Here is a 24,487-nt window from a genome sequence, read left to right on the forward strand (position 1 = left end):
CCCCGTCCCCCTCGTCGCGCCCCGGCGGCGCGACGGGGCCGCACCCGGCGTGCCCCGGGCGGCACCCCGGCGTTAGGCTGACCGGCGGCCGCGGCCGGTGCGCGCGGCGCGGCGGTGGGGCCCGCCGTCCCCGGACCGCGGCACACCCGCCGCCGACGGTCCCTGCTTGCGAACGGGGCACCCCACGCCCGGGCGAGTAGGAGACGTACGACCATGACAGCCCCGGAACCCCGCGGCCCCGGCGCCGCCCCGCGACAGCCGGACCGGCGCGGCCAGGCACCCGTCGTCGCCGCCGTGGCCCTCGGCGGCGGCGCCGGTGCCGCCGCCCGCTACGCGGCCTTCCTGGCCTGGCCCGCGCACCCCGGCGGCTTCCCCTGGGCGACCTTCTGGGTGAATCTCGCCGGCTGCGCCGTGATCGGCGTGTTCATGATCGCCGTCACCGAGGTGTGGAACGTCCACCGCCTGGTCAGGCCCTTCTTCGGCACCGGCGTGCTCGGTGGCTTCACCACCTTCTCCACCTACGCCGTCGACGTCCGGCAGCTGCTCGCCGGCGGCCACGTCCGCACGGGCCTGGCGTACCTCGCCGCGACCCCGCTCGCGTCCCTGGCGGCGGTGGCCCTCGCCGCGTGGGCGACCCGCCGCGTCCTGGGGCGGAGGCCCGCATGAACCGTCCCGCCCGCGACGCCCCGGAGGGCGGGGTGCCGTCGTGAACTGGCTGCTGGTCGTCGCGGGCGCCATGGTCGGCGCACCGCTGCGCCACCTCACCGACCGCGCGGTGCGGTCCCGGCACGACCCGGTCTTCCCCTGGGGCACCTTCGCCGTCAACGTCGTCGGCTGCCTCGTCCTCGGCGTGCTGACCGGCGCGGTGCTCGCCGGGGCCGCCGGCCCCCGCCTCCAGCTGTTCCTCGGCACCGGCCTGTGCGGTGCCCTGACGACGTACTCGACCTTCTCCTACGAGACGCTGAAGCTGGCCGGGACCGGGGCCCGCCCGCTCGCCGTCGTCAACGTGACGGCGAGCGTGGCGGCCGGTCTCGGCGCGGCCTTCGCGGGGGTGGCGCTCGCAGGCGCGCTGTGGAACTGAGCGGGCCGCCCCTCCCGGAGACCGGAAGGGGCGGCCCGGCGCGTGTCCCCGCCTCCGTGGCTCAGCGGGCGTCGCGCAGCGGCTCCCCGACGTGCCTCAGGTGCCGCAGGGCCTCGCGGTGCGAAGCGATCAGCCCGGTCTGGTGGTAGGGGACGCCCAGTTCGGCGCAGTACCGCTCGGTGATGACCTGGGCGTCGGCGAGCGCGGGGGTCGGCATGCTCGGGAACAGGTGGTGCTCGATCTGGTAGTTGAGGCCGCCCATGAGGACGTCGACGAACGCCCCGCCGCGCACGTTGCGGGAGGTGAGCACCTGCCGGCGCAGGAAGTCCAGCCGCGTGCCCTCCTCGATCATCGGCATGCCCTTGTGGTTGGGCGCGAAGACCGAGCCGAGGTAGACGCCGAACAGGCCCTGGTGCACGGCGACGAAGGCTATCGCCCTGCCGGGGGAGAGGACGGTGAAAAGGCCGCCGAAGTACACGGCGAAATGGGCGACGAGCAGCGTCCCCTCGAGCACCGGCCGTTTCATCGACGGCCCGCGCAGCGCCTTGAAGCTGTTGAAACTCAGATTGAGTCCCTCCAGCGTCAGCAGCGGGAAGAAAAGAGCGGCCTGGTGCTTTCCGACGAACCGGGGAATTCCCCGGGCCCCGCGCGCCTGGCGCTGCGACCAGACCAGGATGTCGGGGGAGACGTCCGGGTCCTTCTCCTCGTGGTTCGGGTTGGCGTGGTGGCGGGTGTGCTTGTTCATCCACCAGCCGTAGCTCATGCCCAGCAGGAGGTTGGCCACCAGCAGCCCGCCCGCCTCGCTGGGCCGCCGGCGCGAGAAGACCTGCCGGTGGGCCAGGTCGTGGGCGGCGAGTGCCAGCTGGCCGAAGACGAGGGCCATCACCGCGGCGACGATCAGCTGGCTCCAGCCGTCCCCCAGGGCGACGAAGGCCGCCACCCCGCCCGCGAGCGCGAGGGCGACGGCACCGAAACGCACCGTGTAGTACAGCGGGCGGCGCCGCAGCAGACCCGCTTCGGTCATACGCCGTGACAGTTCGGAGAAATCGCTTCCCCTTTCCCGTCCCTCTTTCCGCTCGCGGGCGGCTGGAATTTCGCTGAGCACCATGGAATCGGCCATGTGCTCCAGTATGTGAACGGCCGCCCGCCCGCAGAATGACGCCCGCCCCCGGGAAGAGGGTGCGGCCAGCCCCACCCCCGCACGCCGGGACACCCCCGGGCAGGATGGTGACCATGAGTACGCCGACGACCTTCCAGCCGGTCCTGGAGCGCATCGCCGAGGAGATCGAGCGGACGCCCGGCAGGGGCCGGCCCGCCGACTACATCCCGGCGCTCGCCGCCTGCGACCCCCGCCGCTTCGGCATGGCCGTCGCCGAGCCGGACGGCACGGTGTACGGCGTGGGGGAGTGGCGGGAGCCCTTCTCCGTGCAGTCCATCACCAAGGTCTTCACCCTCGCCCTCGACCTGGCCCTGGAGGGCGACGCCCTGTGGGAGCGCGTGGGCCGTGAACCGTCCGGCAACCCGTTCAACTCCCTGGTGCAGCTGGAGTACGAGAACGGCATCCCGCGCAACCCGTTCATCAACGCGGGCGCCCTGGTCGTCACCGACCGGCTGCACACCCGGACCGGCGACGCCGCGGGCGGACTCCTCGCCTTCCTGCGCGCCGAGAGCGGCAACCCGGACCTGACCTTCGACGAGGAGGTCGCCGCCTCCGAGACGGCGCACGGCGACCGGAACGCCGCCCTGGCCCACTTCATGGCGTCCTACGGCAACATCGACAACCCGGTGCCGGTCCTGCTGGAGCAGTACTTCCGTCAGTGCTCCGTCACCGCGTCCTGCGCCGACCTCGCCCTCGCCACCGGGTTCCTCGCCCGGCACGGCGTCCGCGCCGACGGCACCCGGCTGCTCAGCCGCAGCCAGGCCAAGCAGGTCAACGCGGTCATGCTGACCTGCGGGACGTACGACGCGGCCGGCGACTTCGCCTACCGGGTGGGTCTGCCGGGCAAGAGCGGGGTCGGCGGCGGCATCATCGCGGTCGTGCCGGGCCGCTGCACGCTGTGCGTCTGGAGCCCCGGCCTGGACGAGCGGGGCAACTCGGTCGCCGGGGTCGCCGCCCTGGACCGCTTCACGACGCTCACGGGCCTGTCGGTGTTCTGACCCGGGCCCGCACCCGGCCCCGGCTGGTCAGCCCTGCTCCACCCGTCCCGTCCTGAGCCGCAGCGCCAGTGCCACGGCGCCCGCGCCGAGCCCCGCGGCGCCCAGGATCGCCCCCGCGTCCGGCCAGCCCGGCCGTCCCGGCCCGTCCGCCGCCGGCCGTGCCTGCGCCGCCGGCGCGCGCACCGCCTCGGCACCCGGCCGGGGCCGGGCGCCCGCGGGCTCCAGCGAGCCCACCGGCTCGACCCGCCCGGCCGCCTCGAACCCCCAGTCGAGCAGCGAGCGTGCCTCCTCGTACACGGCGTGGCCGCCGCCCTCCTGGGGGTTCATCACGGTCACCACCAGCGTCCGCCCCTCGCGGCGGGCCGCGGCGACGAGCGTGTTGCCGGCGCCGCTGGTGTAGCCGTTCTTGATGCCGATCAGCCCCGGGTACGGCTCCACCCCGTCCGCGCCCGTCAGCAGCCGGTTGGTGTTCATGATCCCGTACTCCCCGTCCCGGCCGGGGAACATCGCGTCCACCTTGGCGCAGTACCGGGCGAAGTCCGGGTTGCGCAGTCCTGCCCGGCCGAAGACCGCCAGGTCGAACGCCGAGGAGACCTGGCCCGGCGCGTCGTAGCCGTCGGGCGAGCGCACCTGGGTGTCGCGGGCGCCCAGGGCGCGGGCCTCGGCCTGCATCCGCTCGGCCGTGGCCTCCCAGCCGCCGATGAGCGAGGCCAGGACGCGCACGGCGTCGTTCCCGGAGTTGAGGAACACCCCGTTCCACAGGTCGGAGACGCGGTACGTGTGGTCCTCCACGACACCGACGAGGCTGCTGCCCGGCCCGATTCCCGACAGTTCCCCGGCGCTCACCCGGTGCCGGATGCCGCCCGGCAGGACCGGCAGCACCGTCAGCGCGAACAGCGTCTTGAGGGTGCTGGCCGGCGGGAGTCTGCGGTGCGCGTCGTGCGCGGCCAGCACCTCGCCGCTGCCGGCGTCGGCCACCACCCAGGACAGGGCGGAGACATCGGGGACCTCCGGTGCGCCGGGGCGGAGCCGGACCTGTGTGCCGGAGCGGTACAGCAGGGAGGGCTGCGGTGCCACCGCCCGGGGCCCGCCGGGCGGGGCGGGGTCCGGGCGTGCCGGACGCGCGGCCGCGGCGGCCGGCATGAGCGTCAGCAGGCCCGCCACGCAGAGCACACAGGTGGATCGCGTCGCCCGGGATGAGAATCCGATAGTCATACCGCAAACGTAGGAAGGGGTCCCCGAAACGCCACACTGCCCGGGCCGGACGGCCCCCGTGAACACCCGGATGCCGTAGCGGACCCTGCGGGGTGACGGGCGAACAGGTGACGAGCGGACAGGTGACGAGCGGACAGGCGGCCGGCGGCCGGCGGCCGGCCGGCGGCCGGCCGTCAGCCGGTGGGCAGCGTCGGCTGGACGCGCCGCAGGAACGTGGCGTTGTCCGGCGTCTGCCGCATGTGCTCGAGCAGCGTCTCCGTGCCCGACTGCCCGTCCCGGCCTCCGAGGGCCCTGCGCAGCCCCCGTACGGCCGCCGACTCGGCCGCGGAGAGGAGGAGTTCCTCGCGGCGCGTGCCGGAGCCGGTCAGGTCGACGGCCGGGAAGACGCGGCGGGAGGCGAGTTCCCGGCTCAGCCGCAGCTCCATGTTGCCGGTGCCCTTCAGCTCCTCGAAGTAGAAGTCGTCCGCGCGCGACCCGGTCTCCACCAGCACGGTGGCGAGGACGGTGAGCGAGCCGCCCTCCTCGGTCTCGCGGGCGGCTCCGAAGAACCGCTTCGGTCCGAGCAGCGCCCCGGCGTCGACCCCGCCGCTGAGCGTGCGGCCGCCGGCGGACGCGGCGTTGTTGTGCGCCCGGCACAGGCGGGTGAGGGAGTCGAGGAGGATCACGACGTCCTCGCCGGCCTCGACGAGCCGCTTGGCCCGCTCGATCACCAGCTCGGCCAGCGCGATGTGTTCCCTGGCGCTCTGGTCGAACGTCGAGGCGTACACGTCGCCCCGGACGGAGCGCCGCATGTCGGTGACCTCCTCGGGCCGCTCGTCGAGCAGCACCACCATCAGGTGGGCCTCGGGGTGGTTGCCGGCGACGGCGGCGGCGATCTGCTGGACCAGGACGGTCTTGCCGGTCTTGGGCGGGGCCACGATCAGGCCGCGCTGGCCCTTCCCGACCGGGGCGAGCAGATCGGTCACGCGCCCGGCCAGTGCGGACGCCGGATGTTCCAGGCGCAGCCGCTCGTGCGGGTGGAGCGGGGTCAGGTCCCGGAAGTGCCGTCGCCCGCGCTGCGCCTCGGGCGTGCGTCCGTTGACCCGGACGACGTCGGTCAGGGCGCCGCGGTCGCCGCGCACGGCCTCGACCAGGTCGCCCCTGCGCAGGCCGTGACGGCGGATCAGCGCGGGGGAGAGGAGCGGGTCGGCCGGTCCGGGGCGCAGGCCCGGGCCGCGCAGGTGGCCCCTGTCTCCCGCGTCGATGTCGAGGACACCGGAGGCGATCCCGGCCGGGGACTGCCGCACGGGGGGATGTTCGAGTGTGGTGGTCAAGGTGATCGGTCCTTTCACGGACGCGGGCATGAGACGTGGGACATGACGTGGAACATGCGGAAGGAAGGAGCGGGAGAAGCCGCGGGGAGGGGCCGGACGGCGCCCTGCGGGCGGCGGGAACGGCGGCTCGGAGGCCAGGGTGGAACCCTGCTCACGAGGTCGTGCCGGGAAGCGGACACGCTGGTCGCGTCGCGACGGACGTGCCGGCGAACGGAGAGAGGAAAACGCGCCGACGCCCCTCGACAAGAAACGGGGGACATGCACAGGCGCTGACCGCACTGTACCACCACGACCGGTGGACGGCGGAGGGGCGGGACGGTCGTTCCGTCCCACCCCTGTCAACACGGGCGGCGCCGCATCTGTTCCCGGGCCCTCGGCCGGGGCCCGGGGCGCCGCGTCCCGGAGGGATCAGGCGTAGGAGCGCAGCCAGCGCAGCTTCGCGGCCTCCTGGTAGGGGCCGCCGCCCTCGTGGTCGTTGAAGTCGTACACCTCGATCGTCTTGTCGTCGTGCGCCCAGGCGTTGAACGCGGCGAAGACCGTCGACGGCGGGCAGGTCTGGTCCTCCAGGGCCACCGAGAACAGTGCCGGGGCCCGGCCGCGGGCCGCGAAGTGCACCCCGTCGAAGTACGAGAGCGTGCGCAGCGCGTCCCCAGTCCGGCCGCGGTGCGTCTTCAGGTACGAGCCGATCTCCCGGTAGGGGTGCCGGTCGGTGAGCGTCGTGGCGCGGGGGAAGTCGCAGAGGAACGGCACGTCCGGCGCCACGGCCGACAGGTCGGGCACCAGGCCGCCGACCGCGATCGTGATGCCGCCGCCCTGGCTGCCGCCGAGCGCCACCGTGCGCGCCGGGTCGGTCAGCGGGTGCGAGCGGGCCGCCTCGACCGCGCGCACCGCGTCGGTGTACACGCGGCGGTAGTAGTAGTTGTCCGGGGCGTCTATGCCGCGGGTCATGAACCCGGGGTACGCCGGCGTGCCGCCGACCGGGTCCGCGGTCCCGCCACCGCCGCCCCAGGCGCTGCCCTGGCCGCGGGTGTCCATCACGAAGTGCGCCCGGCCGGTGGAGGCCCACAGCAGGTGCTCGTGCGGCAGTCCGCGCCCGCCGCCGTAGCCGACGAACTCCACGACCAGCGGCAGCGGTTCCTCGGCCGCGGCGGGCAGGGTCAGCCAGCCCTTGACCGGGTGACCGCCGAACCCGGCGAACGTCACGTCGTACACCCGCACCGTGGACAGCCCCGTGTCGACCGGTTCGAAACGGGCGTCGAGGTCGTGTGCGCGGGCCTCCTGGAGGGTCTTGTCCCAGAACACGTCGAAGTCCTCGGGCTCGGTGGACTTGCTGCGGTACGCGCGCAGTTCGTCGAGCGGAAGGTCGAACAGGGCCATCGATGACCGCCTTTGCCGGATTCGGTGCCATGCCGTACGGGTGAGCACACCGTATGCGAGTGGTCGGAGGACTCGCCAGATCCCCAAGGTGAGTTCGTTCGGCACCGATGCGGCACGAAGGCGCGCGGGACCCGCTGGAGCACTGGTCAAGGGGTGTGCCCGGGAGCGTGCGGACGGCCGCCGGGGGCGGGCCGGGGGAGTCGTGCGCGGTCCGGGTGGTCGGGTCACCGGACGAGGGCCGGCCCCCTCCGGCCCCCGGCCGCGCGGATCAGCCGAAGCGTTCGATGCGGATCCGGTCCACCGGCTGTCCCGCCGCCACCAGCAGCCGCGAGGCGTGTTCGGCGAAGGAGTTCGAGCCGCACACGTACGCCTCCCAGCCCCCGGCGGGCGGGTCGGCGAGCAGCGGGGCCAGGTGCGCGGCCGACAGCCGGCCCACCGGCGTACCGGCGGGAGCGCTGCGGGTGAACACGGGCGTCGTCTCCGCGCCGTACTCCCGCGCGTAGATCAGCTCCTCGCGGCTGCGCGCCGACACCAGCAGCCGCAGCGGCACCGTCAGCCCCATGGCCCGGTGGTGGCGCACCATCGACATCAGCGGCACCACCCCGGAGCCGGCTCCGAGCAGCAGCGCGGGCCGGTCGCCGGGCCAGGCGAAGAAGCCGCTCAGCGGGCCGCGCACCTCGATCCGGTCGCCGGGCCGGGCCACCTCGTGGAACCAGCCGGACACCTCGCCGCCGGCGACGTGGTCCAGGGTCAGCTCGATGTGCCCCGAGCCGTCCGGGGCGGACGCCAGCGAGTAGTGGCGCTGGGCCGTGTACCCGTCGGGCGCGGTCAGCCGCAGCATCAGGTGCTGGCCGGGCAGATGGCCCGCCCAGCCGGGCACCGCCAGCCGGAAGGTGGCCGCGCGCGGCGTCTCGCGGCGGATCTCCGTGAGCGTGGCCGTCCGCCACTTCCCCGCCACCTGCCCGGACACCTCGATGCGCCCGGGCACCGCGAATTGCGTCGGGGGCGTGAAGCCGCGTGCGTCACGTGTCGTCGTCATCGTCTCAGTCACCGGAGTACCGCTGCTCCTGCCAGGGGTTGCCGCGCGCGTGGTAGCCGTTCTTCTCCCAGAAGCCGGGTTCGTCGTGGTCGAGGAGCTCCAGGCCCGCGATCCACTTGACGCTCTTCCAGAAGTACAGGTGCGGCACCACCAGCCGCGCCGGGCCGCCGTGCTCGGGGGTCAGCGGACGGCCGTCGTACTCCCGGACGATCCAGGCGCGCCCGCCGGTCAGGTCCGCGAGCGGCAGGTTCGCGGTGTAGCCGGTGTGCGCGTAGGCGACGGCGTGCGTGGCGGACGGCAGCGGCCCGGCCGCGTCCAGGAAGGCGTCCAGGGACACGCCCCCGAAGCGCACCCCGAACTTCGACCAGCCGGTGACGCAGTGGATGTCGCCCGTGTACACCGAGGGCGGCAGCCGGTCGACGTCCGCCCGGTTCCAGGTGCGGGGCTCGGCCACCAGACCGCCGACGCGGAAGGTCCAGTCGTCGGACGACAGGTCGGGGGTGACCTCGGCGGACAGCACGGGCCAGTCGTCGCCCGCGTCGTACTGGCCGGGCGGCAGGCCCGGCCGGGCGGTGCGCGGGCGCCCGGTGAAGCCTCGGGTGGTGTTCATGCGGGGGCCTTTCGGACCGGCGGGGCGGGAGGGTCCCCGGCGGGGTGATCGGTGTGTACGCGGTCGCGTGGGCCGCGTGTACGGGATCAACCGTACGTGGCCGCCGGACCGCTCCGGTCCGCGTCCCCGCCGCTCTCCGGCTCCCGCCACGCGTTGTAGCGCTCCAGATACGCGGCGAAGCGGAGCAGGTCCTCCTCGGGCCAGTGCGCGAGCCGCTCCCGGAAGGCCGTCCGGCGGCTCTCCGTGACCTGGGCCAGGATGCGCCGCCCGGCGTCCGTCAGATGCAGCACCTGGACCCGGTGGTCGTCCGGGTCGACGCGGCGCTCGACCAGACGGGCACGCTCCAGGGCGGCCACCTGGCGGCTGACGGTGGACTTGTCCAGCGCGTAGTGCGCGGCCAGGTCGGTGGCCCGGCAGCCGTCCCGCTCCTCCAGGTGCCCGAGCAGCGTGTACGACACCAGCGACAGCTCGGGGTGCATGCGGCCCGCCGTGGCGCGGGCGCGGCGGGCGAAGGCCGTCATCTCCCGCTGGATCGTCTCCACGGCCGCGTCCGCCGCACCGCGGGCACCGGTGGTGACGGTCGTCTCGTCGGGCATCTCGGCTGCCGTCACGGATTCCTCCTCGCGCTCTTGGTTGTATAGTACAACTGAAAGAAGAGTTGTATAAGCCAACCATTGGAGGATGTGAGCCGATGAGGTCGCACGCCCTGCGCCACGTGCTCACGCACCTGCTCACCCCGCTGCTGATGTGCATCGGGATGGGCCTCGCGTACATGGGGGCCTTCGTCCACCCCGAGCCCAACCACCTGCCGGTCGCCGTCGTCGGCTCGGGTCCCGAGGCCAAGGTCATCGCCCAGACGGTCAAGGACAAGGCCGGCGACGCCCTGGACGTCCGGACCGTCCCCACCCGCGACGAGGCCGTCGACCTGCTCCGGCACCGCGACATCACCGGCGCCTTCGTCCCCGGCGACAAGTCACCCGAGGTCGTCGTGGCGACCGCCGGCTCCGACATGGGCGCCATGGCCGTGGAGAAGGTCTTCACGCCCCTCGCCGAGGGCAAGGGCGTCCCGCTGAAGGTGACCGACGTCGCCACCCCGGTCGACGACGACCCGACGGGACAGGGCCTGTTCTTCCTGCTGGTCGCCGTCAGCATCGGCTCCTACGCCTCCGTGGCCGCCATCGGCGCCGCCGGGGCCGCGCTGCCGATGCGCGTCCGCGCCCTGCTGACGCTCGGCGTCTCGGTCGTCGTCAGCGCCATCGGCGCCCTGCTCGCCGGGCCCGTCTTCCATCTCGCGCACCACGACCTGGCCGGCCTGTGGGGCATGACCTGGCTCTACGCCGCCGGCATCCTGTTCGTCGGCGTGGGCCTGCACACCTTCCTGAAGCGGTGGACCACCCTCGCCATGATGGTGCTGTTCGTGATGCTGAACTTCACCACCTCCGGCGGCCTGTTCCGGCCCGAGCTGCAGAACGGCTTCTTCGGCGCCCTGCACTCCTTCTGGAACGGCGCCGGCTTCGTCGAGGGCGCCCGCAGCCTGCTCTACTTCGACAGCGACGGGCTGGGCCGCAACCTGTGGACCCTGGCCGCCTGGCTGCTGCTCGGCCTCGTGGTGACGGGCGTCGCCGCCCTGCGCGAACGGGCCACCGCGTCCGCCCCGGTGCCCGCCCACCCGGCCCACCCGAAGCACGCGCGGCCGGAGGGGAAGAAGGCGGAGCACGACGCCGAGCAGGAGGCGGAAGAGGAGATGGAGGAATCCGTCGGCGTCTGATCGTCCGGGGTAGTAATGTGACCGGCGGCCGCGGGACGACCCGGCCGCCGTACACCTGGGAGGTGAGACCCATTACCGCTGTGTCGGCCCGGGTGCTCTCCTCCCCCGGCGGTGCGGTCACCGGCGACGGATGACCACGAGAGCGCCCTTCGGTTCCCGAAAGGCTCTCGCCCCATGTCTCCACCGACCCCCGCGTCCCCTTCTTCCTCTTCCTCTTCTCCCTCCGCCTTCCCCTCCCGTGACTCGGTCGTGGCCGCGCTCCGCGCCGCGGGCTGCGTCTTCGCCGAGGACGAGGCGGAACTGATCCTCGCCACCGCCCGCACCCCCGGGGAGGCCGCCGCTCTGGTCGAGCGCCGCGTCACCGGCCTGCCCCTCGAACTCGTCCTCGGCTGGGCCGGGTTCCACGGACTGCGCATCGCCGTGTCCCCCGGGGTCTTCGTCCCCCGGCGCCGTACCGAGTTCCTGGTGGACCAGGCCCTCGCCCACGCGCCCGACGCGGCCGTCGTCGTCGACCTGTGCTGCGGCACGGGCGCCGTCGGCGCAGCCCTGGCCGCGGCCCTCGGCCGTCCCGAGGTGCACGCCGCCGACATCGACCCCGCCGCCGTGCGCTGCGCCCGCGGCAACCTCGCCGCCGCCGGCGGCCACGTGCACACCGGCGACCTCTTCGAGGCGCTGCCCGGCACCCTGCGCGGCCGCGTCGGCATACTCGCCGCCAACGTGCCCTACGTCCCCACCGGCGAGGTCCCCCTGCTGCCCGCCGAGGCCCGTGACCACGAGCCGCTCGCCGCCCTCGACGGCGGCGCCGACGGACTCGACGTACTGCGCCGGGTCGCCGCCGAGGCGCCCGCCTGGCTCGCCCCCGGCGGCTGCCTGCTGACCGAGACGAGCGAACGCCAGGCCCCCGCGGCCGTCGCCGCCTTCACCCGCGCCGGCCTGACGACCCGCCTCGCGGTCTGCGAGGAGCTGTACGCCCACGTGGTGATCGGCGTACGGGAGCACGGACGGACCGGCTGACGGGACGGGACGGGACGATGCCGGACCGTTCCGCTCTGTCCCTCTCCGTTCCGGCCTGCTCCGGTCTGTTCCGGTACGCGCCGGTAGTGCTTCGCCCGATGTGGTGCTTTTCTGGTGATACGAGCACGGCCGGAGTGGGACGTCCGTGCCGGGAACGGCCTGCGGCGGCGCAGTGCCGGCCAGGAGAGGAGCGATCACGATGGACGGTGAGCGACTGCACCCGGAGTCCGTCTCGGTGGAGCTGAGCGGTTGCAGCAAGGAGGACGCCCGGACCGTGTTCGACGCCCTGTGCGCCTGCTTCGCCTCCGACCGGCACGCGGGCGACGTGACACGGGACTGCCACGAGGTCCGCCCGACCGTGTGGCTCGGCACCTTCGACGTGGCCGACGCCCACCAGGGCCAGTGCGACCCCGCCCGGCTCGGGGCGTCCGTCGACGCCGACGTGCAGGGCGGTTACTGGGCGGTCGAACGGTTCCGCACCACCCTCGACTCCCTGTTCACCGTGCAGGACCTGAGCATGGCCTCCGGTGACCAGGAGCGCGAGCTGCACGTGCGGCTGGAGAGCCGCTGACACGGGCCCGCAGGGCCCCGACTGTGTGCGACGCCACCTTATGCAACTAGTTGCATAAGGTGGCGGCCGTCCTCTACAACAGAGGCACGACACCGCGCACGGAGGGCCCGATGAGCCGTTACCCCCACCTGCTGAGCCCGCTCGACCTGGGCTTCACCACCTTGCCCAACCGGGTCCTCATGGGCTCCATGCACGTGGGCCTGGAGGAGGCCGAGCGCGGTTTCGAGCGCATGGCCGCCTTCTACGCCGCCCGCGCCCGCGGGGGAGTGGGCCTGATAGTCACCGGCGGCATCGCCCCCAACGACGAGGGCCGGCCCTACGAGGGCGGAGCCAAGCTCACCACCGAGGAGGAGGCCGGACGGCACCGGACCGTCACCGACGCCGTGCACCGCGAGGGCGGCCGGATCGCCCTGCAGATCCTGCACTCCGGCCGCTACGCCTACCACGCCCGCCTGGTCGCGCCGAGCCCCCTCCAGGCACCGATCAGCCCCCACGTGCCCCGCGAGCTGACCGACGCCGAGGTCGAGCGCACGATCGACGACTACGCCCGCACCGCCCGCCTCGCCCGCGGGGCCGGCTACGACGGCGTCGAGATCATGGGCTCCGAGGGCTACCTCATCAACGAGTTCGTCGCCGCGCGCACCAACCACCGCACCGACCGCTGGGGCGGCTCCTACGAGAACCGGATGCGCTTCCCCGTCGAGATCGTCCGCCGGGTGCGCGAGGCGGTCGGCGAGGACTTCATCCTCGTCTACCGCCTGTCCATGCTCGACCTCGTCCCCGGCGGCTCCACGCTGGACGAGGTGATCACCCTCGCCAAAGCCGTCGAGGCCGCCGGGGCGACGATCATCAACACCGGCATCGGCTGGCACGAGGCCCGCATCCCCACCATCGCCACCTCCGTGCCCCGCGGCGCCTACACCTGGGTCACCAGGCGGCTGATGGGCGAGGTGTCCGTGCCGCTCGTCACCACCAACCGCATCAACACCCCCGACCTGGCCGAGCAGCTGCTCGCCGAGGGCACCGCCGACATGGTGTCGATGGCCCGCCCGATGCTCGCCGACCCCGACTTCGTCGCCAAGGCGGCGGCGGGCCGCCCCGAGGCCATCAACACCTGCATCGGCTGCAACCAGGCCTGCCTGGACCACACGTTCAGCGGGAAGCTCACCTCCTGCCTGGTCAACCCGCGCGCCTGCCACGAGACCGAACTGGTCCTCTCCCCGACGCGGCTGCGCAAGCGCGTCGCCGTCGTCGGCGCCGGCCCCGCCGGACTGTCCTGCGCGGTGAGCGCCGCCGAACGCGGCCACGAGGTCACCCTCTTCGACGCCGCGAGCGGGATCGGCGGCCAGCTCGACGTCGCCCGCCGAGTCCCCGGCAAGCAGGAGTTCGACGAGACGCTGCGCTACTTCCGCACCCAGCTGGACGCGCACGGCGTCGACGTACGGCTGAACACCCGGGTGACCGCGGACGACCTCACCGCCTACGACGAGGTCGTCGTCGCCACCGGCGTCACCCCGCGCACACCGGACATCCCCGGCGTCGACCACCCGAGCGTCCTCGGCTACCTGGACGTCCTGCGCGACGGCGCCCCCGTCGGCGACCGCGTCGCGATCCTCGGCGCCGGCGGCATCGGCTTCGACGTCGCCGAGTTCCTCACCGACGGCGGCGACAAGGCCCACGAGGACCCGCAGACGTACTTCCGTCTCTGGGGCGTCGACACGGACTACCGGACCGCCGGCGGCCTCGCCGCGCCCGAGCGCCCGGCACCGCCGCGCACCGTCCACCTGCTCCAGCGCAGGACCACCAAGGTCGGCGCCGGACTCGGGAGGACCACCGGCTGGATCCACCGCGCCGAGCTCAAGCACCGCGGCGTCACCATGGTCCCGGGCGTGCGCTACGACCGCATCGACGACGCCGGCCTGCACATCACCGTCGACGGCGAGTCCACCGTACTGGAGGTCGACACGATCGTCCTGTGCACCGGCCAGGAGCCGCGCCGCGACCTGTACGACGAGCTGGTCGCCGCCGGGCGCAAGGCCCACCTCATCGGCGGCGCCGACGTGGCCGCCGAACTGGACGCCAAGCGCGCCATCAAGCAGGGCACCGAACTGGCGGCGGCGCTGTAGGCGAGAGCGCGGGGAGCCGGCGGGGCCCGTCCCTAGGATGAGCCCATGTCACTCCCGCACGCGATCCTCACCGCCCTGGCCGAAAAGCCGTCGTCGGGGCTGGAGCTGACCCGCCGGTTCGACAGGTCGATCGGCTACTTCTGGTCGGCGACGCACCAGCAGATCTACCGGGAGCTGGGCCGGCTCGAGGCACAGGGGCTGATCCGCGCACTGCCGTCGGAGCAGCCCGCCCGCGGGCAGAGGAAGAGCTACGAGGTCCTGCCCGCGGGCCGCGCCGAACTGGCCCGCTGGACCGCCACCGCCCAGGACCCGCGGCCCCTGCGGGACACCATGCTGCTGCGGCTGCGGGCCGCCGCCGTGGTCGGCACCACCGGCATCGAGGCCGACCTGCGGCGCCATCTGGAGACGCACGAACGGCAGTTGGCCGAGTACCAGGAGATCGAGAAGCGCGACTTCCCGCCGGGCCGGGACAGCGCCGAGGACCGGCTGCGGCACCTGGTGCTGCGGGCCGGCATCGACCTGGAGACCTTCTGGACCCAGTGGCTCAGGCACGCGCTGGCCGAGTTCGCCGAGCTGCCCGGCGACGACCCGGCCCGATGACGTCCGGCGCGGCTCAGAACCGGTAGGGCTTCGAACGGCGCCGCAGGAACCAGGCCGCCGCGATGACCCCCGCGCCGACCAGCGCGCCGCCCGCCGCGAGGGTGACCGTGCCGTAGTCCTTGACGGCCCCGCCGACCCCGCCCAGGACCCCGCGGGGCGACACCGACGGCGACGGCGAGGCGGCGGTCCGGCTCGGCGAGGGCGAGGCGGAGACGGAGGCGGAGGGGGAGGGGGAGGGTGCCGAGGAGACGATGACCGCCTGGGTGCCGGCGGTGCTGTTGTTCGAGCACACGACGACGACCGTGTAGGTGCCCGGCGCGATGCCGTTCCAGGTGGCGGACTGGCCGGCGGCGGTCCCCGTCAGCGCCACCTGGCGCCCCTCGGCGAAGCTGCCCTGGACGCTGGTGAGCAGCGACGCCGTGCCCCAGCTCCCGTTCAGCCGGGCGCAGGCGGTGGTCGTGACCGACACGGTGTCCCCGGTGGTGCTCACGGAGATCCCCGGCCCCGCGGCTGCCGGCCCGGCGGCCAGGGCGGGCAGTACGGCGGCGGCCGCCACGATCGGGCCGCGGCGGAGGAGTGGCGGTGAGATGCGCATGTGGACTGCCCTCCGGCGGCACGGTTGGCGGTACATCCCTGGTGCCGCCGAGATTCGGATCGCCCGTGCCCCCCTCAGGGGCAGCCAACAGGGCCCCGGCGGGACCCGCATGCCGGGCGCGACCGGCCAGGTGACACACCCGTCGGCCCCCGTCGGCCCCCGCACGCCGGTGCGTCACCTGGCCGGGCCCGTCGTCACCGTCCGTTCCTCCGAGAAACCGCCCCACGTACCGTCGGGCAGCTTCGCCCGGACCCGCACCCGGTGCGTGACGCCGGCCTCCTGTCCCGCGTAGAAGCTGTACTCGGCCCGGTCGCGGGGCGCGTCACCGCCGTACACCAGCGAGGTGGCCCTGTTGCCGTCCAGGTGGATCTCGTACTCGGTGACCACGCCGTCCGTACGCGGCGGGATCCAGTCGAGGTCGATGTGGTAGCCGCCGTCGGCGCGGTGAGCCGCCGCGCGCAGACCGGACGGCGCGGTGGCGCGGCCGTCGTCGGTGCCGGGGGTGGTGAGGCGGACGGGCGTGCTGGCGGGGGAGAGGTTGTCGGCGGCGTCCCGCGCCCGGACCGTGAAGGTGTAGCGGGTGCCCGGACGCAGGCCCGTCACGACGGCGGCCGTCTGCGCCCCGCCGACGCTGTGGATCTTGGTGTTCCCCTGGTAGACGTCGTACGAGACGACGCCCCGGTCGTCCGTCGCGGCGGTCCAGGCGAGCTGTACGGCCCGGCTGCCCGCCGCCCGGCCGTGCGCACCCGGCGGGCGGGTGGGGGCGGCGCGGTCGGCGGACGCCGCGGCCGGGGTCGTCGCGCGGACCTCCTCGCTGCCGGGCCCGAGCCGCCCGTCGGCGCCGCGGGCCCGCACGGTGAAGACGTAGGCGGTCGAGGGGCGCAGACGGGTCACGTCCACCATGCGTGCGGACGCCGGGACCTCCTTCACCTTGGCGGCGTCGCGGTACACCTCGTAGACCTCCGCCTCGTCGACGGCGTTCCACATCACGTGCACGCTGGTCGCGCTGCCCGCGGCCGCGGTGACGCCCGTCGGAGCGCCCGGCGGCCCGCCGTCACCGCCGTCACCGCCCGTGCCCCGGCCGCAGGACGTGACCAGGACGAGGGCGCCGCAGAACAGGACGCAGCGGCGAAGGAGGGTACGGCGCGGGACGTGGTGGGGAGGGGGAACGGGAACGCCTCGCACGGCTCTGCCTCCCGGGACGGCCAGACGGCAATGGTCCGGACCAATATGCCGTCGTGACGCGATCACATCAAGAGGGCGTGGTGCCCGGCCGCCCCGGGGCATTCCGTATGCTGAGTCCCCTCACGGCCGAAGTCCCTCCGCAGGACGGGACGTTGCGGCCGACGGCGCGGACCGCTGTCGTCGCTGATGCCGCGCCGGCACGGGCGGCCGGGCGGGGCCGGGAAGACGCAGCACCGGCCCCGCCCGCCCCCGGGTCGCCCACCCGGGTGTGCACCGTCTGGCCCTGTGCTGGTGGTGTCCGCGGCCGGACCGGGGACAGATGGGGCCGAACGACCCCCATGCCCCCCAGGAGAGGCCACAACGTGCGTGTCCAGTCCCTGACACTGGTCGCGGCCGGCGCCGCCCTGCTCGCCCCCACGACGTTCCCCGCCCCGCCGGCCCCGCCCCGGACCGCAGCCCAGCAGCCCCCGGCGCGGCCGGTGCCCGAGGCGGGCCCCCGGACCCCGGAGCGGTCCGCGCCCGGCACCGCGCTCCGCCGGCGGCCCGCGCGCGAGGCCGGCTCCCGCTCCGGCACGCGGCCCCGTCCCCCGGCGGGCCCCGGCACCCGGGCGGCGGACGGCGCGGACCGCGGACCCGTCCGCGCCGCCGACCTGCTGGCCCGGACCCGGGACTGCGCGGCCGTCTCGCGGGGCCGGTACCGCAGCGACGCCGGGACCCCGGCGGACATCCCCGTCTGCGGCACCCGGGACGCCGTCTACTGGAAGGCCGACCTGGACGTCGACTGCGACGGCCGGCCCGGCGACCGGTGCAACTCCCGCACCGACCCGCACTTCACCGCCGCCACCGCCTACACACGGTCCGACGGCCGCCCGCTGGACGCCGAGAAACTGCCCTACGTGGTCGTGCCCCAGCCGAGCGGCATCTGGAACCCGCGCGAGGACGGCGTACGCGGCGGGTCCGTCGTGGCCGTCGTCCACGGGGACCGGGTGGGATACGCCGTCGTCGGCGACGTCGGACCGAGCGGCATCATCGGCGAGGCGTCCTACGCCGCCGCGAAGTCGCTCGGCGTCCCCGCCGACCCGAGCAGCGGCGGCACCCCCTCCGGGGTGACGTACATCGTCTTCAAGGACAGCGGGACCGGACGCATCGAGGACACGGCCGCCACCGAACGGGCGGGGGAACGGCTGGCCCGGAAGTTCGCGGCCGGGGGCCGGACCGCCCGGTGACGCGTGGGCGGCCGTCCGGACGGCGGGGGACGACACGCGTACCGTCCCCCGCCGTCCCCCGCTACACCTTGCGGTAGGAGTACGCCTCGGCCGCGGCGGCCTCCACCGCCGCGATGCCGGCACCCGTCGCCGCCGTGACGACCGCGGCGACCGCGCCCTCGACGAACGGGGCGTCCAGCAGACGGGTGTCCTGCGGCAGTTCGTCGCCCTCGGCGAGCAGCGCCTTCACGGTGAGCACCGCGCTGCCCAGATCGGCGAGGACGGCGACCCCCGCCCCGCGGTCCACGGACGCGGCGGCCGCGGAGACCCGCTCGTAGCTGGTGCCGAAGCCGCCGTCCGCGGTGCCGCCCGCCGCCGCGACGGGAACCTCCGCACCACCGCCGGACAGCGCCTTCGCCAGCTCGGCCACGGACGCCGCGACCTGCGCGCTGTGCGACACCAGCACGATCCCGACCAGCTTCCCGTCACTCACCGGACGCCTCCTGGAGTCCCGCGATCAGCAGCGCCGCCGACGTGGCCCCCGGATCCTGGTGCCCGATGCTGCGCTCACCCAGATAACTCGCCCTGCCCTTGCGGGCCTGCAGCGGCGTGGTCGCCCGCGCGCCCTCCTCGGCGGCGGCACGGGCCGCGGCGAACGAGTCGCCGAGGGCCTCGACGGCCGGCACCAGCGCGTCGACCATGGTCTTGTCGCCCGGCGCCGCGCCCCCGAGCGTCCGGACCGCGTCCACCCCCGCCCGCAACGCCTCCGCCAGCTGCTCCACGCTCACCTCGGCGGCGTCCCCGAGCGCCTTGCCGGTGCGGCGCAGCAGCGTCCCGTACAACGGCCCGGAGGCGCCGCCGACCGTCGAGATCAGCTGACGTCCCGCCAGCGTCAGGACCGCGCCGGGCGTGCCGGGGGCCTCCTTCTCCAGCGTGGCCGTCACCGCAGTGAACCCGCGCTGGAGGTTGCTGCCGTGGTCCGCGTCGCCGATGGGCGAGTCGAGGGCGGTGAGCCGCTGCGCCTCGCGGTCGACCGACGCGGCGGTCGCCGTCATCCAGCGGCGGAAGAAATCGGCGTCGAGCACTGGATCTCCTTGCCTGGTAGGTACGGTGCCATCCTTTCCCGCGTCCGCGCTCAGATCCCCCACCTCAGCCCCGGCGTCCGCACCGGCGCGTCCCACAGGCCTAGCAGCTCCTCGTCGATCTCGCACAGGGTGACCGAGGCGCCGGCCATGTCGAGGGAGGTCACGTAGTTGCCGACGAGCGTGCGGGCGACGGCGACACCGCGCTCGCCGAGCACGCGCTGCACCTCGGCGTTGAAGCCGTACAGCTCCAGCAGCGGCGTCGCGCCCATGCCGTTGACGAGGACCAGTACAGGATTGCGGGGAGCGAGGTCGGACAGCACCGCCTCCACCGCGGCCTCGGCGATCTCGCCGGAGGTCATCATCGGCCGTCGCTCCCGCCCGGGCTCCCCGTGGATGCCGATGCCGAGCTCCAGCTCACCGTCGGGCAGGTCGAAGGTCGGGCTGCCCTTGGCCGGCGTGGTGCAGGCGCTCAGCGCGACGCCGAAGCTGCGGGAGCTCTCGTTGACCCGGCGGGCGATCGCCTCCACCTGCTCCAGCGGACGTCCCTCCTCGGCGGCGGCGCCCGCGATCTTCTCCACGAACAGCGTCGCGCCGGTACCGCGCCGCCCCGCCGTGTACAGGCTGTCCGTGACGGCCACGTCGTCGTCGACCAGCACCTTCGCGACCCGGATGCCCTCGTCCTCGGCCAGCTCCGCGGCCATGTCGAAGTTCAGGACGTCACCGGTGTAGTTCTTCACGACGAACAGCACCCCGGCACCACCGTCCACGGCCGCCGCGGCACGCACCATCTGGTCCGGCACCGGCGAGGTGAACACCTCGCCCGGGCAGGCCGCCGACAGCATCCCCGGCCCCACGAACCCGCCGTGCAGCGGCTCGTGCCCCGACCCGCCCCCGGACACCAGGGCGACCTTCCCGGCCACGGGGGCGTCCCGCCGCACGATCACCCGGTTCTCGACATCCACGGTCAGCTCGGGATGGGCGGCCGCCATCCCCCGCAGCGCGTCCGCGACCACGGTCTCGGCGACGTTGATGAGCATCTTCACTAATACCTCCAGGGAGGGCGGTGGGCGAGTCTTCGACTGGCGTTCTGGCTGGTGAGAGTGGCTGTGGGCAGGTGTCGACCTAGGTGGCCCGCAGCGGTCGTGAGCGGAGCCGGCGGTAAGTGGTGCCGACTTCGTGCCGACTACGGTGTCGGGCCGTCCCGTCTGCTGGGCGTGCGGACGGGGGACGACGGGAGACCCCCTGCCGGAAGTATCGGCCTTGCGGGAGCGAAGGTCACGTGCACGGGCGTTCGGACGTGCCGGAGAGGCGGGAGGCCCGTCGCCTGCACCGTACGGCGTGGCGGGCGCGCCCTTCGGCGGTCGGCCGCAGGAGGCGCGAGCACCGGTCGGCCGGGCCGGGGGTGCGGTCGATCCGGTCCAGCGCGGTGGGGCGGGCGGTGTGACGGCCGGTGGCGGACGGGGCGGCACCGCGTGGTTCGGTGAGCCTGCTGACGTGCATGACACCGTGGCGGCCCAGGACGGCCGGCACGGTGGCGGGGCCGGAAGGGTCAGGGTGCCTGGTCGGTGGTGCCGGCGAGGGAGGGGGGAGGGGCGGACCCGGTCACCGAGCCGACGCGGGCCAGGAGGAGTCCGTCGACGCCCTTCAGGAAGGTGGCGGAGACCAGTTCGGGGTCGAAGAGGCAGCCGGCCGCCATGGCGCCGTCCCTGAGCATGACGAGGTGGCGGGCGGCCGGCCCGGGGGGTGCGTCGCCGATCGGTGCCAGCAACTCCGTGATGGTGTCCAGGAACCATTGCCGGTGGCCCAGGACGGCTTGGTGGATCGGATGGGCGGGGTCGGGGTATTCGGCTGCCGCGTTGAGGAAGGCGCAGCCGCGGAAGCCGGGCTGCAGGATGCCGTGGGTGAGGGACTCGGTGACGGCCTGCACCCTGCCGACGTCTGACGGGCTGCTCGCCCGGGCGGCGGCGATCCGGGCGCGGATTCCCCGGTCGGCCCGATCGAGGTAGGCGAGGACGAGTTCTTCCTTGCCCGCGAAGTGCCGATACAGCGTGGCCCGGGTCACCTTCGCTTCCATGGTGATCCGGTCGATGCCGACGGAGTGGATCCCCTCCGCGTAGAAAATCCTGGTCGCCGTGGTGAGCAGCCGCGCTCGCGCTTCGGAGGCGCTTCCGCTTTCCGGGGTCGGGTGCATGGCGTCAGGCTAGCAAAAGCGAGATAGAACGTTCGGTCTTGACAAGTTCTGTTCGGCACGCTTCCCTTGCTGCCACCGAACGTTCTCCTTCGGTGGGCGGGCCTGGTGTCACTAGGCCTGTCACAGGACGGGTGGGTGGGGTGGTTCGCCGCTGCCCGGCCGGCGGATCTGCGGCCGGCTGCGGTCCGTGTCTGTGCAGCGCCCGCCTTCTGTGTCCGGGTCCGCGCGCAGTGGGTCCGTCGTCGATTTCGAGAGGTCACATCATGGGTTTCCGTGTTCCGCGTCGTATCGCGCTCGCCGCCGGTGCTCTGACGCTGTTGGGTGTCACGACCGCTCCGGGGGCGGCGCTGGCGACCGGTCGAGGGCCTTCCGAGGCGTCGGCGCCGGTGAAGCCGACGGTGGTTCTGGTACATGGGGCGTGGGCGGATTCCTCGAGTTGGTCGCGGGTGCTGGAGCGGCTGCGCAAGGACGGTTATCCGGTGCGGGCCATCGCCAATCCGCTGCAGGGACTGACCAGCGACACGGCCTACGTGTCCAGCTACCTGTCCACGATCAAGGGCCCGGTAGTGCTGGTGGGGCATTCCTACGGGGGTGCGGTGATCACCAACTCGGCCGCCTCGGACCCGGATGTGAAGGCCCTGGTCTACATCGCCGGTTTCATTCCGGTGAAGGGTGAGACGGTGGGGGACCTGGCCGCCCGGTCCTCGACGTCCATCCCGCTGGTGTCGACGGCGGTTCCGGACGGAACGGACGTGTCCATCGATCCGGACCACTTCAGGGAGGTCTTCGCGGGGGACGTCGACAAGACCACGGCTGCGGTGCTGGCGGCCACCCAGCGGCCCGCCAACACCAAGGCCGTCACCGATGCCAGCGCCCGGGAAGCCTTCCGCACCATTCCCGCCTGGAGTCTGATCACCCGCCAGGATCGCGCCATCGCTCCCGCGGTCCAGCGCTCGATGTCCCAGCGTGCCGGCGCACACATCGAAGAGGTCGACGCCTCCCACGCCGTGATGATCAGCCGCCCCGCCACCGTCACCCGGATCATCGAAGAGGCTGCCCGCAACGCCGAGTGACACACCCTCACACGACCGCCTCACCGGCCGGGCTGCCGCGTCCGGGCCGCACCACGGCCTCCGTCCGGCCACCCCGCGGCCCCGTCCGGCCATGGCTCACGACGCGACGCCGCTCCCCACGGATTCTGCCAAGTTCACCAGGACTGAGGTGCCACGACCATGACCACACACCCGCAACTCGGCCGCCTGACCGACACCCTGCGGCGGACCATCCCCGTAGGTTCGGTGATGACCACCGGGGCGCAGTACGACACGGGCCGGCACATCTGGAACGGCGCCGTCTCCGCCCGCCCGGGCGTGATCGTCCGGTGCGCCGATCCGGCCGAGGTGGCGACCGCCGTACTGGCAGCGCGCGAGTTCGGCGTCCCTCTCACCGTGCGCGGTGGCGGACACGACTGGGCCGGGAGGGCCCTGGCCGACGGAGGCCTGACCATCGATCTCTCAGGGATGCGCCAGGTGTCGGTGGATCCGGGGGCAAGGGCCGCCGAGGTGGCGGGAGGGGCAACGGCCGCCGACCTCGTCGCCGCGGCCCAGCCCTTCGGGCTGACGGCGGCGACCGGCACCGCCGGTTCCGTCGGCATGGCGGGCCTGACTCTCGGCGGCGGCTACGGGCCGCTCAGCGGCCGCTTCGGTCTCGCCCTGGACAACCTGCTGTCCGCCGAGGTCGTGCTGGCCGACGGCTCGGTCGTCACGGCCGACGCGGAGCGGGAGCCGGATCTGTTCTGGGCCCTGCGAGGCGGTGGCGGGAACTTCGGTGTCGTCACCTCCATGCGCGTACGTCTTCACCCCGTGCCGACGCTGCTCTCCGGCATGGTGCTGTACCCCTGGGAGCAGGCCGGGCCCGTCCTGGCCGGCCTGGCGGACGTGCTGGAGGAGTGCCCGGACGAGCTGACCGTGCAGTCCGGCGTCCTGCCCGGCTCCGACGGCAAGCCCGTGGTCTTCCTCTCGCCGACCTGGAGCGGCGACGATGAGGAAGCGGGGGAACACGCGCTGGCGCGGGTGGACGGCCTGGGCAAGCCTCTCGTCTCCCAGGTCGCCCGCGTCACCGTGCCCGCGATGCTCGCGGCCATCGACGCGCAGTTCCCCTTCGGCCGGCACGTCGAGATCCGCACGCGTTCCGTTGCGTCCCTGACCTCCGGAGTGCGGGACGTGCTGAGCCTCGCGGGTGCCACCCTGACCTCGCCCCGTTCGGCGGTGTCCGTGCACAGCCTGCACGGTGCCGCGACCCGGGTGCCCGTGAGGGACACGGCGTTCGGCAACCGCGACCCGCACCTGATGATCGAGATCATCGCCCGGTGGGAGCCTGACGACTCCCGGGCGCAGGAGCACCGAGCCTGGGCCGGCGACCTGGCCCACGCCCTCGAACCCGATGCGTTGCCGGGCGGCTATCCCAACCTGCTCGGCCCGGACGCGGCCGACCAGATCGCACACGCCTACGGCCCCAACACCGAGCGGCTGCTCACCGCCAAGCACCGGTACGACCCGTGCGGCATCTTCAAGGCCATCCCCCTGCCCGGCCCGTCCCGAGCCCGGTGACGGCCCGGTGAAGCAGACGGACCACTTCCGCCGCACGCGGGCGGCTTCGCCCCTGCGCGGCCCGCTTCCCCAGTCCATCGAGAACCGAGGCAGATCGTTGAACCTGCGCAACCACATGGCCCGCTACGCCGCGATCACCGGCTTTCTGGGGGCCGCTACCGTGCTGACCGTCCCTCAGGCCGTGGCCGCCGACGCCCCTGCGAACGCCGACGCACCCGTCAGCAGCACGGTGCGTACGGCCAAGCCCCTCGGTCCGCTGGGTCCGCTGACGGACCTCGTCATCCAGCGCCTCCTCGTGAGCGATGACGTGGCGGCGTCCAAGTTCGGCACCGGCTCGCCCATCGAGGACCCGGTGCGCGAGGCACGGGTACTCGAGCAGGTCCGGACTCAGGCCGAGGCTTCCGGGGTGAACCCCGACGACGCGGTGGCTTTCTTCCAGGACCAGATCACCGCGAGCAAGGCCGTGCAGAAGGGCCTGTTCGCCCGCTGGAGTGCTCACCCGGACCAGGCGCCCACGACGCGCCCCGAACTGGGCCCGATCCGCGAGCAGCTCGACCGGCTGACCACGGCCCTGCTCCAGGAACTGAAGGACACGCAGGCACTGCGCGAGAAGCCCCTCGCATGCACGGTGCAGTCGGCCCTGGCCACCGGGTCGGGAGCCGTGCTGGAGCACCTGGACCCGCTCCATCGTCAGGCGCTCGGGACGGCGACACACTCCGTGTGCCGCCCCGGCGAATGACAGGACG

The 24,487-nt window shown here is 73.8% G+C and carries 26 protein-coding genes; 12 read left to right on the plus strand and 14 right to left on the minus strand.

Annotation, left to right across the window (positions count from 1 at the left end; genetic code table 11):
• Nucleotides 1-213 precede the first annotated feature (213 nt).
• Together crcB (ACFYOJ_RS01295) and crcB (ACFYOJ_RS01300) are read left to right on the plus strand one after the other, a co-directional pair.
• The gene (crcB, locus tag ACFYOJ_RS01295; RefSeq protein WP_356552337.1) at nt 214-666 is read left to right on the plus strand and encodes a fluoride efflux transporter CrcB; all 453 of its coding nucleotides are present in this window, start codon (nt 214-216) and stop codon (nt 664-666) included.
• Nucleotides 667-706: 40 nt separating this feature from the next.
• Nucleotides 707-1,081, plus strand: a complete 375-nt coding sequence (gene crcB / locus ACFYOJ_RS01300) for a fluoride efflux transporter CrcB (protein ID WP_356552338.1) — start codon at nt 707-709, stop codon at nt 1,079-1,081.
• Nucleotides 1,082-1,142: 61 nt separating this feature from the next.
• Here the strand turns inward: crcB (ACFYOJ_RS01300) and ACFYOJ_RS01305 are convergent, their stop codons facing one another.
• On the minus strand, nt 1,143-2,201 hold the full coding sequence (locus ACFYOJ_RS01305) for a fatty acid desaturase family protein (protein WP_388596066.1): 1,059 nt from the start codon (nt 2,199-2,201) through the stop codon (nt 1,143-1,145).
• A 104-nt stretch (nt 2,202-2,305) separates the two neighbouring features.
• Here ACFYOJ_RS01305 and ACFYOJ_RS01310 point away from each other — a divergent pair, with 104 nt between their 5' ends.
• Nucleotides 2,306-3,238: a glutaminase gene (locus ACFYOJ_RS01310; protein ID WP_356552340.1), complete on the plus strand. Its 933-nt coding sequence runs from the start codon at nt 2,306-2,308 to the stop codon at nt 3,236-3,238.
• 27 nt (nt 3,239-3,265) lie between these two features.
• On the opposite strand, the gene ACFYOJ_RS01315 is transcribed toward ACFYOJ_RS01310, so the two are convergent.
• The 6 genes from ACFYOJ_RS01315 to ACFYOJ_RS01340 all read right to left on the minus strand — a co-directional run bounded on the left by ACFYOJ_RS01315 (nt 3,266) and on the right by ACFYOJ_RS01340 (nt 9,388).
• Nucleotides 3,266-4,453: a serine hydrolase gene (locus ACFYOJ_RS01315; RefSeq protein WP_356552341.1), complete on the minus strand. Its 1,188-nt coding sequence runs from the start codon at nt 4,451-4,453 to the stop codon at nt 3,266-3,268.
• 173 nt (nt 4,454-4,626) lie between these two features.
• Nucleotides 4,627-5,766, minus strand: a complete 1,140-nt coding sequence (gene rho / locus ACFYOJ_RS01320; RefSeq protein ID WP_356552342.1) for a transcription termination factor Rho — start codon at nt 5,764-5,766, stop codon at nt 4,627-4,629.
• A 408-nt stretch (nt 5,767-6,174) separates the two neighbouring features.
• Nucleotides 6,175-7,143, minus strand: coding sequence for an acetylxylan esterase (locus tag ACFYOJ_RS01325; RefSeq protein ID WP_356552344.1), 969 nt, complete (start codon nt 7,141-7,143; stop codon nt 6,175-6,177).
• 268 nt (nt 7,144-7,411) lie between these two features.
• Nucleotides 7,412-8,182, minus strand: a complete 771-nt coding sequence (locus ACFYOJ_RS01330) for a ferredoxin reductase (protein ID WP_356552346.1) — start codon at nt 8,180-8,182, stop codon at nt 7,412-7,414.
• Nucleotides 8,183-8,186: 4 nt separating this feature from the next.
• Complete coding sequence (locus ACFYOJ_RS01335; protein WP_356552347.1) at nt 8,187-8,792, minus strand: sulfite oxidase-like oxidoreductase; 606 nt, start codon at nt 8,790-8,792, stop codon at nt 8,187-8,189.
• A gap of 86 nt (nt 8,793-8,878) precedes the next feature.
• The gene (locus ACFYOJ_RS01340) at nt 8,879-9,388 is read right to left on the minus strand and encodes a MarR family winged helix-turn-helix transcriptional regulator (RefSeq protein ID WP_356552573.1); all 510 of its coding nucleotides are present in this window, start codon (nt 9,386-9,388) and stop codon (nt 8,879-8,881) included.
• Between the two features lie 95 nt (nt 9,389-9,483).
• Here ACFYOJ_RS01340 and ACFYOJ_RS01345 point away from each other — a divergent pair, with 95 nt between their 5' ends.
• The 5 genes from ACFYOJ_RS01345 (at nt 9,484) to ACFYOJ_RS01365 (ending at nt 14,871) form a co-directional block, all read left to right on the plus strand.
• Nucleotides 9,484-10,560: a hypothetical protein gene (locus ACFYOJ_RS01345; RefSeq protein ID WP_356552349.1), complete on the plus strand. Its 1,077-nt coding sequence runs from the start codon at nt 9,484-9,486 to the stop codon at nt 10,558-10,560.
• A 174-nt stretch (nt 10,561-10,734) separates the two neighbouring features.
• Entirely contained in the window at nt 10,735-11,574 is an 840-nt protein-coding gene (locus ACFYOJ_RS01350; RefSeq protein ID WP_356552351.1) for a putative protein N(5)-glutamine methyltransferase, read from the plus strand.
• A 199-nt stretch (nt 11,575-11,773) separates the two neighbouring features.
• The gene (locus ACFYOJ_RS01355; RefSeq protein ID WP_356552352.1) at nt 11,774-12,145 is read left to right on the plus strand and encodes a hypothetical protein; all 372 of its coding nucleotides are present in this window, start codon (nt 11,774-11,776) and stop codon (nt 12,143-12,145) included.
• 110 nt (nt 12,146-12,255) lie between these two features.
• Nucleotides 12,256-14,271, plus strand: coding sequence for an NADPH-dependent 2,4-dienoyl-CoA reductase (locus ACFYOJ_RS01360; RefSeq protein ID WP_356552353.1), 2,016 nt, complete (start codon nt 12,256-12,258; stop codon nt 14,269-14,271).
• 45 nt (nt 14,272-14,316) lie between these two features.
• Entirely contained in the window at nt 14,317-14,871 is a 555-nt protein-coding gene (locus ACFYOJ_RS01365) for a PadR family transcriptional regulator (RefSeq protein ID WP_356552355.1), read from the plus strand.
• A gap of 13 nt (nt 14,872-14,884) precedes the next feature.
• On the opposite strand, the gene ACFYOJ_RS01370 is transcribed toward ACFYOJ_RS01365, so the two are convergent.
• Together ACFYOJ_RS01370 and ACFYOJ_RS01375 are read right to left on the minus strand one after the other, a co-directional pair.
• The gene (locus ACFYOJ_RS01370; RefSeq protein ID WP_356552356.1) at nt 14,885-15,466 is read right to left on the minus strand and encodes a hypothetical protein; all 582 of its coding nucleotides are present in this window, start codon (nt 15,464-15,466) and stop codon (nt 14,885-14,887) included.
• A gap of 174 nt (nt 15,467-15,640) precedes the next feature.
• Nucleotides 15,641-16,651 (minus strand): fibronectin type III domain-containing protein, encoded by a 1,011-nt coding sequence (locus ACFYOJ_RS01375; protein ID WP_388596061.1) that lies wholly within the window; start codon nt 16,649-16,651, stop codon nt 15,641-15,643.
• A gap of 362 nt (nt 16,652-17,013) precedes the next feature.
• Here ACFYOJ_RS01375 and ACFYOJ_RS01380 point away from each other — a divergent pair, with 362 nt between their 5' ends.
• Nucleotides 17,014-17,877 (plus strand): glycoside hydrolase family 75 protein, encoded by an 864-nt coding sequence (locus ACFYOJ_RS01380; protein ID WP_356552358.1) that lies wholly within the window; start codon nt 17,014-17,016, stop codon nt 17,875-17,877.
• A gap of 61 nt (nt 17,878-17,938) precedes the next feature.
• Here ACFYOJ_RS01380 and ACFYOJ_RS01385 read toward each other — a convergent pair whose 3' ends face one another.
• The 5 genes from ACFYOJ_RS01385 to ACFYOJ_RS01405 form a co-directional block, all read right to left on the minus strand.
• A complete protein-coding gene (locus ACFYOJ_RS01385; RefSeq protein ID WP_356552360.1) occupies nt 17,939-18,349 on the minus strand; it encodes a PTS fructose transporter subunit IIA in 411 nt (136 codons plus the stop codon).
• The gene (gene dhaL / locus ACFYOJ_RS01390; protein ID WP_356552361.1) at nt 18,342-18,941 is read right to left on the minus strand and encodes a dihydroxyacetone kinase subunit DhaL; all 600 of its coding nucleotides are present in this window, start codon (nt 18,939-18,941) and stop codon (nt 18,342-18,344) included. The genes ACFYOJ_RS01385 and dhaL overlap by 8 nt, the downstream gene beginning before the upstream one ends.
• Nucleotides 18,942-18,991: 50 nt before the next feature.
• A complete protein-coding gene (dhaK, locus tag ACFYOJ_RS01395) occupies nt 18,992-19,984 on the minus strand; it encodes a dihydroxyacetone kinase subunit DhaK (RefSeq protein ID WP_356552363.1) in 993 nt (330 codons plus the stop codon).
• 232 nt (nt 19,985-20,216) lie between these two features.
• Nucleotides 20,217-20,441 (minus strand): hypothetical protein, encoded by a 225-nt coding sequence (locus ACFYOJ_RS01400; protein ID WP_356552365.1) that lies wholly within the window; start codon nt 20,439-20,441, stop codon nt 20,217-20,219.
• A 49-nt stretch (nt 20,442-20,490) separates the two neighbouring features.
• Nucleotides 20,491-21,132 (minus strand): TetR/AcrR family transcriptional regulator, encoded by a 642-nt coding sequence (locus ACFYOJ_RS01405; RefSeq protein ID WP_356552367.1) that lies wholly within the window; start codon nt 21,130-21,132, stop codon nt 20,491-20,493.
• A gap of 263 nt (nt 21,133-21,395) precedes the next feature.
• Here ACFYOJ_RS01405 and ACFYOJ_RS01410 point away from each other — a divergent pair, with 263 nt between their 5' ends.
• The 3 genes from ACFYOJ_RS01410 (at nt 21,396) to ACFYOJ_RS01420 (ending at nt 24,480) form a co-directional block, all read left to right on the plus strand.
• Nucleotides 21,396-22,205 carry an alpha/beta hydrolase gene (locus tag ACFYOJ_RS01410; protein ID WP_356552368.1) on the plus strand — a complete coding sequence of 270 codons (810 nt, stop codon included), beginning with the start codon at nt 21,396-21,398 and terminating at the stop codon, nt 22,203-22,205.
• A 159-nt stretch (nt 22,206-22,364) separates the two neighbouring features.
• A complete protein-coding gene (locus tag ACFYOJ_RS01415) occupies nt 22,365-23,741 on the plus strand; it encodes an FAD-binding oxidoreductase (protein ID WP_356552370.1) in 1,377 nt (458 codons plus the stop codon).
• Between the two features lie 7 nt (nt 23,742-23,748).
• Nucleotides 23,749-24,480, plus strand: a complete 732-nt coding sequence (locus ACFYOJ_RS01420; protein WP_356552372.1) for a chorismate mutase — start codon at nt 23,749-23,751, stop codon at nt 24,478-24,480.
• Nucleotides 24,481-24,487 lie beyond the last annotated feature (7 nt).

The organism is Streptomyces sp. NPDC006384, from assembly GCF_042870695.1.
GTDB lineage: Bacteria > Actinomycetota > Actinomycetes > Streptomycetales > Streptomycetaceae > Streptomyces.